General features: G+C 65.9%; 13 protein-coding genes and 1 pseudogene. 12 read left to right on the top strand and 2 right to left on the bottom strand.

The window, feature by feature from the left end:
• Positions 1 to 10 precede the first annotated feature (10 nt).
• The 5 genes from ACO2Q5_RS22025 (at position 11) to ACO2Q5_RS22045 (ending at position 3991) form a co-directional block, all read left to right on the top strand.
• Positions 11 to 376, top strand: a complete 366-nt coding sequence (locus tag ACO2Q5_RS22025; RefSeq protein ID WP_423295076.1) for an SUF system Fe-S cluster assembly protein — start codon at positions 11 to 13, stop codon at positions 374 to 376.
• Positions 377 to 445: 69 nt separating this feature from the next.
• Complete coding sequence (locus ACO2Q5_RS22030; protein ID WP_423295078.1) at positions 446 to 805, top strand: HesB/IscA family protein; 360 nt, start codon at positions 446 to 448, stop codon at positions 803 to 805.
• 253 nt (positions 806 to 1058) lie between these two features.
• Positions 1059 to 1805: a triose-phosphate isomerase gene (gene tpiA, locus ACO2Q5_RS22035; protein ID WP_423295080.1), complete on the top strand. Its 747-nt coding sequence runs from the start codon at positions 1059 to 1061 to the stop codon at positions 1803 to 1805.
• 57 nt (positions 1806 to 1862) lie between these two features.
• Positions 1863 to 2810 carry a DMT family transporter gene (locus ACO2Q5_RS22040; RefSeq protein WP_423295082.1) on the top strand — a complete coding sequence of 316 codons (948 nt, stop codon included), beginning with the start codon at positions 1863 to 1865 and terminating at the stop codon, positions 2808 to 2810.
• Positions 2807 to 3991, top strand: a complete 1185-nt coding sequence (locus ACO2Q5_RS22045; protein WP_423295084.1) for a cytochrome P450 — start codon at positions 2807 to 2809, stop codon at positions 3989 to 3991. The genes ACO2Q5_RS22040 and ACO2Q5_RS22045 overlap by 4 nt, the downstream gene beginning before the upstream one ends.
• A 153-nt stretch (positions 3992 to 4144) precedes the next feature.
• Here the strand turns inward: ACO2Q5_RS22045 and ACO2Q5_RS22050 are convergent, their stop codons facing one another.
• Positions 4145 to 4606, bottom strand: a complete 462-nt coding sequence (locus ACO2Q5_RS22050) for an Lrp/AsnC family transcriptional regulator (protein ID WP_423295086.1) — start codon at positions 4604 to 4606, stop codon at positions 4145 to 4147.
• Between the two features lie 134 nt (positions 4607 to 4740).
• Between ACO2Q5_RS22050 and cobA the strand changes: the two genes are divergently transcribed.
• The 7 genes from cobA (at position 4741) to ACO2Q5_RS22085 (ending at position 9840) form a co-directional block, all read left to right on the top strand.
• Positions 4741 to 5511 carry a uroporphyrinogen-III C-methyltransferase gene (gene cobA / locus ACO2Q5_RS22055; protein WP_423295089.1) on the top strand — a complete coding sequence of 257 codons (771 nt, stop codon included), beginning with the start codon at positions 4741 to 4743 and terminating at the stop codon, positions 5509 to 5511.
• Entirely contained in the window at positions 5508 to 5816 is a 309-nt protein-coding gene (locus ACO2Q5_RS22060) for a DUF2849 domain-containing protein (protein ID WP_423295091.1), read from the top strand. The genes cobA and ACO2Q5_RS22060 overlap by 4 nt, the downstream gene beginning before the upstream one ends.
• Positions 5809 to 7479, top strand: coding sequence for a nitrite/sulfite reductase (locus tag ACO2Q5_RS22065; protein WP_423295093.1), 1671 nt, complete (start codon positions 5809 to 5811; stop codon positions 7477 to 7479). Before ACO2Q5_RS22060 ends, ACO2Q5_RS22065 begins: the two co-directional genes overlap by 8 nt.
• Positions 7469 to 8218: a phosphoadenylyl-sulfate reductase gene (locus ACO2Q5_RS22070; protein WP_423295095.1), complete on the top strand. Its 750-nt coding sequence runs from the start codon at positions 7469 to 7471 to the stop codon at positions 8216 to 8218. The genes ACO2Q5_RS22065 and ACO2Q5_RS22070 overlap by 11 nt, the downstream gene beginning before the upstream one ends.
• The gene (locus tag ACO2Q5_RS22075) at positions 8215 to 8532 is read left to right on the top strand and encodes a hypothetical protein (RefSeq protein WP_423295097.1); all 318 of its coding nucleotides are present in this window, start codon (positions 8215 to 8217) and stop codon (positions 8530 to 8532) included. Before ACO2Q5_RS22070 ends, ACO2Q5_RS22075 begins: the two co-directional genes overlap by 4 nt.
• Positions 8529 to 8930 carry a DUF934 domain-containing protein gene (locus tag ACO2Q5_RS22080; RefSeq protein ID WP_423295099.1) on the top strand — a complete coding sequence of 134 codons (402 nt, stop codon included), beginning with the start codon at positions 8529 to 8531 and terminating at the stop codon, positions 8928 to 8930. Before ACO2Q5_RS22075 ends, ACO2Q5_RS22080 begins: the two co-directional genes overlap by 4 nt.
• Positions 8931 to 9012: 82 nt before the next feature.
• A complete protein-coding gene (locus ACO2Q5_RS22085; RefSeq protein WP_423295102.1) occupies positions 9013 to 9840 on the top strand; it encodes a ferredoxin--NADP reductase in 828 nt (275 codons plus the stop codon).
• Between the two features lie 307 nt (positions 9841 to 10147).
• On the opposite strand, the pseudogene ACO2Q5_RS22090 reads toward ACO2Q5_RS22085, so the two are convergent.
• Positions 10148 to 10576: pseudogene (locus ACO2Q5_RS22090) on the bottom strand (IS5 family transposase); the annotation flags it as partial.
• Positions 10577 to 10699: the final 123 nt, after the last annotated feature.

Consider the following 10699-nt stretch of genomic DNA (forward strand, 5'->3'; position numbering starts at 1 on the left):
GACCCTTGCGATGGAAGCCACCTCTTCGACCACTGTCGAGGGCGCGCCGCTGATCCGCCCCTCCTCGACCGACCATCCGCTCTATGACAGCGTGGTGGATGCCTGCCGCACCGTGTTCGACCCGGAAATCCCGGTGAACATCTACGATCTGGGTCTGGTCTACACGATTGAGATCAACGCAGAAAACGCGGTCGACATCACCATGACCCTGACCGCCCCCGGCTGCCCCGTCGCGGGTGAGATGCCGGGCTGGGTCGCCGATGCGGTGGAGCCTTTGGCGGGCGTCAAGCAGGTCGATGTGCATATGACCTTCGACCCGCCCTGGGGCATGAACATGATGTCGGACGAGGCGCGGCTGGAACTGGGCTTCATGTAAGACGCTTCTGCGCGGCGCTTGATCCCGGCGCGCAGGATGCCTACCTTGGCGGGACGAAAGGAATTTCTCATGTTCGGCATTCCCGGCAAGGCCGCCGTCTCGATCTCTCCTGCCGCCGCACGGCAGATTTCCCGGCTCATGACCCGTGACGGCAGTCAGGGCCTGCGCATCGGCGTGAAAAAGGGCGGTTGCGCGGGCATGGAATACACCATGGATTATGTCCGCGAGGTGAACCCGCTGGACGAGATCGTCGAACAGGACGGCGCCCGCGTGCTGATCGCGCCCATGGCGCAGATGTTCCTGATCGGGACCGAAATCGACTATGAGACCAGCCTGCTGGAATCGAAATTCGTGTTCCGCAATCCGAACGTGGCCGAAGCCTGCGGCTGCGGCGAGTCGATCAAGTTCAAGGACCAGCCCGCCGGCTGACGCCACCGCGCTTCGGGCAAGTTCAAGGACCGGCCTGCTCCGGACGACCCCGGGGCACATCCGACAGCGCCCCGTCCCGCGACGGTTTCAGAACCCGCCCCTTTAAGACCACCCCTTCCGCTGGCATTTCTGTAGTACGACGACACGGGACAGGCGCCCCCCCCCTGTGCGTCACCCCGGCCATTGCGCGGCCGCCCGGAATTTGCCATCCCTGACTGGCCCCACCCGCCGGGGATCAGACAGGGAGAGACGCATGCGCAAACTGGCCGCCGGAAACTGGAAGATGAACGGCAGCGCCGCCGCGCTGGCCGAGGTCAAGGCCTTGGCCGAAGCCCATCCTGCCCCCGGATGCGAGGTGCTGCTCTGCCCGCCCGCCACGCTGATCGCGCAGATGGTCTGGCATGCCAAGGACACGCCGGTCATGGTGGGCGGTCAGGACTGCCACCCCAAGGCTTCGGGCGCGCATACCGGTGACGTCTCGGCCCTGATGCTGGTCGATGCGGGCGCGGGCCATGTCATCCTTGGCCATTCCGAGCGCCGCGCCGACCATGGCGAGACCGATGCGCTGGTGGCCGCCAAGGTGCAGGCCGCCTGGGCCGCCGGTCTGATCGCCGTGATTTGCGTGGGCGAGACGGAGGGAGAGCGGGACGCCGGGCGCGCGCTGGATGTGGTGGCGGCCCAGCTGGCCGGATCGGTGCCCGATGGCGCCACGGCGGCAAATACCGTGATCGCCTATGAACCCGTCTGGGCCATCGGCACCGGCCGCACCCCCACCCTGCCCGAGATTGCCGAGGTCCACGGCTTCCTGCGCCGCGCCCTGACCGCCCGTTTCGGGGCCGAGGCCGCGGGCATGCGCCTGCTTTACGGCGGATCGGTCAAGCCCTCGAACGCGGCCGAGATCTTCGCGGTCACCGATGTGGATGGCGCACTGGTCGGCGGGGCCAGCCTGAAGGCGGCCGATTTCGGCGCCATCGTCGCGGCACTTTCCGCCGCGGCCTGACCGGCAAAGGTCGCGGGCAGGCCAGCACAGGCACGGCGCATCGGGCATTCTGTCGCCATGACCGCGCACACCACCGACCTGCCGCCCGCGGCGCCCCGTCAGGGCGTCGCCACCGCCAATCTCCTGTGCATGATCTCCATGCTGATCTGGGCCGCGGGGCTTCCGGCGGCCGAGTTGATCATTCCGCTTCTCCGCTCCGAACAGCTGGCGGCGCTGCGGATGATCCTGGCCGCCGCCGCGCTTCTGCCGATGTGGCTGGCGCTGGACGGACCCGCCGCGCTGGCGCGGGCGCCCTGGGGCAAGGGCATCGCGGTCGGCAGCCTCTTGGGCTTCGGCGCATGGTTTCTGGTGATGGGACAGGCCCGCGGCGGCGCGGTGACGGCGGCGGTTATCTCGGCCACCATGCCGGTTGTCGGCATGGCGCTGGAGGTGGTACTGGACGGCCGCCGGGTGACGGCTGCGCTGATCCTTGGCCTTGTCCTTGCGCTGGCGGGCGGGGTGCTGGGGCTGGATTTCTCCGCTGGCGGGCTCAGCATGGGGTTCGGTGCACTGCTCTGCTTTGGCTCGGTTCTGACCTTCACCGTGGGCTCTCGCCTGACCGTCACCGCCTTCCCCGCTTTGTCCCCCATCGGGCGCACGGCGCTGACGATCTCGGGCGCAGCCATCGCGCTGACGCTGCTGTCGGCGCTGCCGGTCATCGGCGGACAGACGGCGCTGCCGGATTTCTCGGGCTGGGGATGGCGGGAGGTCGCGGCCCTGCTGGCTTTCTCGGTCGGCGCGCTGGCGGTCAGCCAGTATCTGTGGATCATCTCGGTGGAGCGTCTGGGCATCGGCGCCTCCTCGCTGCACATCAATCTGGCGCCGTTCTATGTGATGGTGATCTTCTTCCTGATGGGCGGCGCGTGGAACTGGCTGCCGGTGGCCGCCGCGGCGCTGGTGGGACTGGGCGTCCTGATCGCGCAGGGCTTGATCCCGCTGCCCTTCACCCGCAAAACCGTGCCATGAAAACCCTGCACCAGCCCCCGACCGACCCCGCCTTCGTCCAGAACCCCTATGCGTTTTATGAAACCGCCCGGCATGCGGGGCCGTTCTTTCTCTGGGCCGATTATGCACTGACCTGTACCGGCAATGCCGCGGCAGTGAATGCGATCCTGCGCGACCGCCGCTTCGGGCGCGAGGTGCCGCCGGAACTGGCGCCCGAGATCCCCGCCCATCAGGCACCGTTCTACGCGGTCGAGGCGCATTCCATGCTGGAACTGGAACCGCCCCGCCACACCCGCCTGCGCAATCTGGTGCTGCGCGCCTTCACCTCGCGCCGGATCGCGGCGCTTGGGCCGGAAATCGCCGCGCTCTGCGACGAATTGATCGCCGCCTTCCCGCCGGGCGACTTCGACCTGCTGACCCATTACGGCCAGCCGCTGCCCGTGCGCATCATCGCGCGCCTGCTGGGCGTGCCCGAAGAGATGGCGCCCGAGCTTCTGCGCTGGTCCAATGCCATGGTCGGCATGTATCAGGCCCGGCGCACCCGCGCGATGGAAGACGCCGCCAGCAGTGCCGCCGCCGAGTTCAGCGCCTTCCTGCGCGGCTATGTCGAAGAACGCCGTGCGCGCCCGGCCGATGACCTGATCACCCAGCTGATCGCCGCTGAGGCCGAGGGCGAGAAGCTGTCCACCGAAGAGCTGATCACCACCTGCATCCTCTTGCTGAACGCAGGCCATGAGGCAACCGTCCACACCATCGGCAACGGGGTGAAGACGCTGCTGGAAACCGGAACTCCCGCCGCCGCGCTGGCGCCGGATTTCGTGGCCGCGACGGTCGAAGAAATCCTGCGCTTCGATCCGGCGCTGCATCTCTTCACCCGCTGGGCCTATGAAGACATCGAGATCATGGGCCAGAGCTTCCGCCGCGGCGAACAGGTGGGCCTTCTCCTCGCCATGGCGAACCGCGACCCGCAGGTCTGGGACGAACCCGCCCGCTTTCACCCTGCCCGCCCGGTGAAACCCGCCGTCACCTTCGGCGCGGGCCTGCATTTCTGCGTGGGCGCCCCGCTCGCCCGGCTGGAACTGCAGATCGCTTTGCCAAAGCTTTTCGCGGCCCTGCCCGGCCTGCGGCTGACCGAACAGCCCGCCTATGCGGATGTGTTCCATTTCCACGGCTTGCAACGGCTGATGGTGGCGCCTGTTTGACAGCGCGGCGGGGGGCCAGCCCCCCGCACCCCCCGGGATATTTTTGAACAGATGAATAGAAGGCACGCCTCTCCACATTCGTCTGTTCAAAAATATCCCGGGGGTGAGGCCGCAGGCCGAGGGGGCAGCGCCCCCTGCTGCCGGTGCCGCAACTCACACCGGCAGGATGGTGGTCGACTTGATCTCTTCCATGCTCAGAAGGGCCGTCACGTTGTAAATCTTCACCTCGGAGATCAGCGCCTGATAGAATGTGTCATAGGCGCGGGCGTTGCGGACGCGGACCTTCAGGATATAGTCGATATCGCCCGCCAGACGGTGCGCCTCCAGCACTTCGGGCCGCTCTTTCAGCGCCTTCAGGAATTTGCGCTGCCAGTCGGCCTCATGCTCCGAAGTGCGGATCAGCACGAAGAAACAGGCCTCCAGCCCCAGGGCCTCGGGATCGAGGATGGCGGTCTGCCGGGTGATGACGCCCTGTTCCTTCATCCGGCGGATGCGGTTCCAGACCGGGGTCTTGGAACTGCCCACCTTGCGCGCGATCTCGTCCAGCGACTGCGCGGCATCCTTTTGCAGTTCGGACAGGATTTTCCTGTCCAGATCGTCCAGCGGGGCGGTCATTCCTGAAATCCCTGAGGTGGCGGAACCGGGTTCCTCTCAGCCGCAGTATCGGAACATATGTCCTTATCTGCAAGGGCGTATGGCGAGGATACGGGAAAAAGTTCTATATCAAGGGCAGTCCAAAGGGTCCTGCCATGTTCGATTCCAGCCTGATCCCCGCCGTGCCGCAGCCGGTCGTCTTTGTCGGCGCCGGCCCCGGCGCGGCCGAGCATCTGACGCTTGGCGCGCTGCGGGCGCTGCAGGCGGCGGAGGTGGTGATCCATGACCGGCTGGTGGGCGCGGAAGTGCTGGCGCTGATCCCGGAAAACACCCGCCGCATCGACATGGGCAAAGAGGGCTTTGGCCCCTCGGCCGCACAGACCGACATCAATGCCGTTCTGGTGGCGCAGGCGCTGACCGGGGCGCGCGTCGTGCGGCTGAAGGGCGGCGATTGCGGCATCTTCGGCCGTCTGGACGAAGAGGTGGAGGCGCTGGAGGCCGCGGGCCTGCCGTTCCGCATCCAGCCCGGCCTGACCTCGGCCAGCGTGGCCGCGGCGCAGATCGGCCAGAGCCTGACGAAGCGCGGCCGCAATGCCGCGCTGCGGATCGTGACCGGCCATGACATGCAGGGCTTTGCCGAGCAGGACTGGCGCGGTCTGGCCCGTGCGGGCGAGGTGGCGGCGATCTACATGGGCAAGAAATCCGCCCGGTTCATTCAGGGCCGGCTGATGATGCACGGCGCCGACGGGGCCACGCCCGTCACCGTGGTGGAAAACGTCAGCCGCGCCGATCAGCGCGTGATCGGCTGTCAGCTGTCCACCCTGCCCTCTGCCATTGCCGCCGTAGATGGCCCCGCCGTGATCCTTTATGGCCTTGCCCCGCGCGCGGCCGCCGTTGCAATTCCCGTTCTGGAGGCCCGCGCATGAGCCGCCGCTTCACGCCAAAAGTCGTCACCGCCAATCTGCTGCGGGAAGGCGATGTCGTCTATCTGACCGCGGATGACCGCTGGTCGCTGAACCACCATGAGGCCGAGCTGATCGAGGACGAGGCCCATGCCCAGCTGCGGCTGCTGCATGCCGCGTCGCAGAAACTTCTTGTGGTCGGCCCCTATCTGGCCGATGCCAAGCCCGGCCCCGACGGCCCCGAACCCACCCATTTCCGCGAGGAGTTCCGCACCCGCGGCCCCTCGAACTACTTCCACGGAAAACAGGCAGAGCGCAGCCATGTATGATTACAGCGAATTCGACGAATCCTTCGTGCGCGAGCGGGTGGCCCAGTTCTCGCAGCAGGTGGAGCGGCGTCTGGATGGCAGCCTGAGCGAGGATGAATTCCGTCCGCTGCGGCTGATGAACGGCCTGTATCTGCAGCTGCACGCCTATATGCTGCGGGTGGCCATTCCCTATGGCACGCTGTCGCCTGCCAAGATGCGGCAGCTGGCCTATATCGCCGAGACCTGGGACAAGGGCTACGGCCATTTCACCACCCGGCAGAACATCCAGTACAACTGGCCCAAGCTGACCGATGTGCCCGCGATGCTGGGCGCGCTGGCCGATGTGGGGATGCATGCCATCCAGACCTCGGGCAATTGTGTGCGCAACGTGACGGCGGATCATTTTGCGGGTGCCGCCGCGGATGAGATCGCCGATCCGCGCCCCTGGGCGGAACTGCTGCGCCAGTGGTCCACCGATCACCCGGAATTCCAGTTCCTGCCGCGCAAGTTCAAGATCGCCATCACCGGGGCCGAACAGGACCGCGCGGTCATCGCCGCGCATGACATCGGGTTGCAGGTGGTGAAGAATGCCGCGGGCGAGACAGGGTTCCGCGTCCTTGTCGGCGGCGGTCTGGGGCGCACGCCGCTTCTGGGGCTGACCGTGCGGGAGTTCCTGCCCGAACCGGACCTGCTGCCCTATGTCGAGGCGGTGCTGAGCGTCTACAACACGCTGGGCCGCCGCGATAACAAGTACAAGGCGCGGGTGAAGATCACCATCCGCGAGGTCGGCGAAGACGCCCTTCGCGGCATGATCGAGGCCCGGTTTGCCGAGCTGCGCCCGCTGTTCGGCGGCGCGGATCAGGCGTTGCTGGCAGAGATCAAAGAGGCTTTCGCCCCGCCCGCCTTCCGCAATGCGCCGGTGGATGGCTATGACGCCTTCTACAAGGCCGATCCCAGCTTCCGGGCCTGGGCCGACACCAACCTGACCGCGCACAAGAACGCGCAATATGCCATCGTGACCATCAGCCTGAAGGCCCATGGCGAAACCCCGGGCGATGCAACGGGCGCGCAGATGCGCGTCATGGCCGATCTGGCCGAGCGTTACGGCCATGGCGACCTGCGCGTCAGCCATGAGCAGAACATCATCCTGCCGCATGTCCACAAATCCGACCTGCCCGCGGTGCATGCCGCGCTGGTGCAGGCGGGCCTTGGCACCGCCAATGTCGGGCTGCTGTCCGACATCATCGCCTGCCCCGGCATGGATTACTGCGCTTTGGCGACCGCCCGGTCGATCCCGGTGGCGCAGGAACTGGCCATCCGGTTCAAGGAACTGGATCTGGAGCATGAGATCGGCCCGCTGAAGATCAAGATTTCCGGCTGCATCAACGCCTGCGGTCACCACCATGTCGGCCATATCGGCATTCTGGGCCTCGACCGTGCGGGGGTGGAGAACTACCAGCTGACGCTTGGCGGATCGGGCGCGGAGGATGCCGCCATCGGTGACAAGACCGGCCCCGGTTTCGCCTATGATCAGGTGGTGCCCGCGGTGGAGCGGATCCTGCGCGCCTATCTGGAACTGCGTGATGGCCCGGGCGAGACCTTCCTTGCCGCCTTCCGCCGCGTGGGGATGGAGCCGTTCAAGGCCGCGCTCTACGATGGAGAAGGCGCGAAGGATGCCGCGTGACCTGAACCGCAACCCGGTGGCAGAACGGGTGGCCGCGCTGAACGCGCGCTACCGGCACCATTCGGCCACCGCCGTGCTGGAACATGCGCTGAAGGACGACGATCTGGGTCAGGTGGCCCTTGTCTCCTCCTTCGGGGCGGAATCGGTCGTGCTTCTGCACCTCGTCTCGGTCATTGCGCCCGAGACGCCGGTGCTGTTCGTCGACACCCGCATGCTGTTTCAGGAAACGCTGGATTATCAGCGCGAGCTGGCCGAAAAGCTGGCGCTCTGCGACATCCGCACCATCCGGGCGCATCCGAAGAAGGTCGAATTCGAGGATCCCGACGGCACGCTGCACCAGTTCAGCACCGACAGCTGCTGCAACATCCGCAAGGTGGAACCGCTGGAGCGCGCGCTTGCGGGCTTTGACGGCTGGATCACCGGGCGGAAACGGTTCCAGAACGCCGACCGCGGTACGATCGACTTCTTCGAAAACGAAGGCGATTTCCGCATCAAGGTGAACCCGCTGGCCCATTGGGGCCGCGAGGATCTGGAAGAATACATCGTCAACAACCGCCTGCCCCGTCACCCTTTGGTGGCCAAGGGCTACCCGTCCATCGGCTGCGCCCCCTGCACCAGCCCGGTCAAGCCCGGCGAAGACCCGCGCGCGGGCCGCTGGCGCGGCAGCCAGAAGACGGAATGCGGCATCCACTTCGTGAACGGCAAACCCGTCCGCGGCAATCAGGAGAACGCGGCGTGAGCGTGAGGCGCGCAGTTCCCACTGACGGCCGTTACGACGTAGTGGAAATGAAGGACACGGCAGTCCTTTACCCTAAAGTCGTATCCGTGAAACTGGCACAGCGCTTCAAGCGTAGCCTGTTCTCCGAGACCTTTGCGAAGGCAATTGGCCGCAAAGCCGTGTTCAAAAAGCTCGAACTGTTCATGATCTCGAATCATGCAGCGCTCCTCTCAGGACTGCCGCCTGCCCAAATGGCTCAGGTTCGGGGCGTCTCAAGTGCGCAGGATGAGGCTGAACAGTTGGCGCGAACGATTGAGGAGGTTTCAGCAGCATGAGCGTGATCGTCACCGACAGCGGGTTTCAGCCCGCCAATGACCGGACCCTGCCCGGTCTGACAGAGATCGAAGGCGCGACCGAGGTCGACCTCGCCAACACCGACGACCCGGAAGCGCTGCGCCCGTATCTCGACCGGCTCACGCTGATCCGGGTGGCATTCCCGGCGTTTTCGGACGGGAGGGCCTTCACTGTGGCGCGGCGGCTGCGGATGGCCGGTTACACCGGACGCCTGCTTGCGCTTGGCCCCGTGATCGCCGATCAATATGCCATGATCCGCCGGGTCGGGTTTGACGGGGCGGAAATCCCCGATGATCTGGCCCAACGCCAGCCGGAAGAGCAATGGAAGTTCCGCGCCGCCTGGACGGCGCATGACTACCAAAGCCGCCTGCGCGCCTGATATATTCACCGATCGGCATAAGATGCCGCAGCGCGGCGGGCTTTTCACCGGCCCTGCCCTGCCCTAGAACAAGGCCTGCCCGATGACGACAGAGATTGCGCCGATGACCACCGAAAAGCCCGCCAAGCCCCACCTGCCCGATGCGCAGACCGTGACCAGCGTGCAGCATTGGACCGACCGGCTGTTCTCGTTCCGGGTGACGCGACCGGCGTCGCTGCGGTTCCGGTCCGGGGAATTCGTGATGATCGGCCTTCTGGGCGACAACGGAAAACCGCTCCTGCGCGCTTATTCCATCGCCTCGCCCGCCTGGGATGAAGAGCTGGAGTTCTACTCGATCAAGGTGCCGGACGGCCCGCTGACCTCGAAGCTCCAGCACATCAAGGTGGGGGATGAGATCATCCTGCGGCCCAAGCCCGTGGGCACGCTGGTGCATGACGCGCTGCTGCCGGGCAAAAGGCTGTGGCTTCTGTCCACCGGCACCGGCTTTGCCCCCTTCGCCAGCCTGCTGCGCGAACCCGAGACCTGGGAGAAATACGATCAGGTCATCATGATGCACACCTGCCGCGAGGTGGCCGAGCTGGCCTATGGCCGCGCGCTGGTGGAACATCTGGCCGAAGACCCGCTGATCGGCGAGATGATCGGCGACAAGCTCCTCTACTACCCCACCACGACACGCGAGGAATTCACCCGCATGGGCCGCGTGACCGACAACCTGTCCTCGGGGAAGGTGTTCGCGGATCTGGGCCTGCCGCAGATGAACCCGGAAGAAGACCGCGCCATGGTCTGTGGCTCGCTGGCCTTCAACGTCGATGTCAAAGCCATCCTCGAGGGCTTTGGCCTGCATGAAGGCGCGAACAGCGACCCCAAGCAGTTCGTCGTTGAAAAGGCCTTCGTCGGCGACGGCATCTGACCCGCCTTGCGGCGGCCCCGCGGCGGGCCGCCCCTTTCAGCCCCGGGGCGGGATCCCGGCCGCCCCGCCTGCATCACTACCTCTGCGTGGAGCCATGCCCGCTCTCGCCCGCCGCGTGAAAGCACGCGCCACAGGCTGCGGCATTACGAATGCCACGCATTGCACATATCCCATGTTGCTCGGCGCCTCGTGCCACACCTCACGCCACCGCAGCCTGCCGAATTGCGCATCGTAGAGCCGACCCGCGCGGCCCGGCTTTGTTGCGCTACTCCGATTAAGGCCGCATGTGCCCCTTTCCCGGCTATCTTCAGCGCATGCGGACAGTCTCGGGCGCCCCGAGTGAGGTGAAGCGGTTCATGAGTGCGATGCGGATTTGAACCTCTGCATCCTGCCTGTCGAAGTCTCTGGCTATGATGCGCTCGCCGAGGAGTTTGACGCATCTCATCTTGGCCTCCACGCGACTTCGTCGGTGATATCCGGACCATTTCTTCCAGTTGGCCCGTCCGAACCGCTTGCAGGCACGTAGCGCTTCGTTGCGGGCCTGCAGGCCGGGATCGTGGCCCTTCCAGGCCCTGGCATTTCGTCGTGGTGGTATGAGGGCATCGGCACCTCGGGCCGCAATGGCGGTGTGACATCCTTTGGTGTCATAGATGCCGTCGGCGGTGACACTACCGATCGCCTCTTCAGCCGGGATCTGCGCCAGCAGGTCGGGCAGAACTGGGGCATCCCCGAGGCTCTGTTGCACAAATTGCCTGAGGGATTCATCTTGAGAATCCAGCATGGTAGCTGGGCGGCATGAGCAGACCTACGCCTCCTGCCTACAAGACCCGGAACTGGCCCGCCTATAACGAGGCGCTCA

The sequence above is a fragment of the Neotabrizicola sp. VNH66 genome, from assembly GCF_049445895.1.
Lineage (GTDB): Bacteria > Pseudomonadota > Alphaproteobacteria > Rhodobacterales > Rhodobacteraceae > Pseudogemmobacter.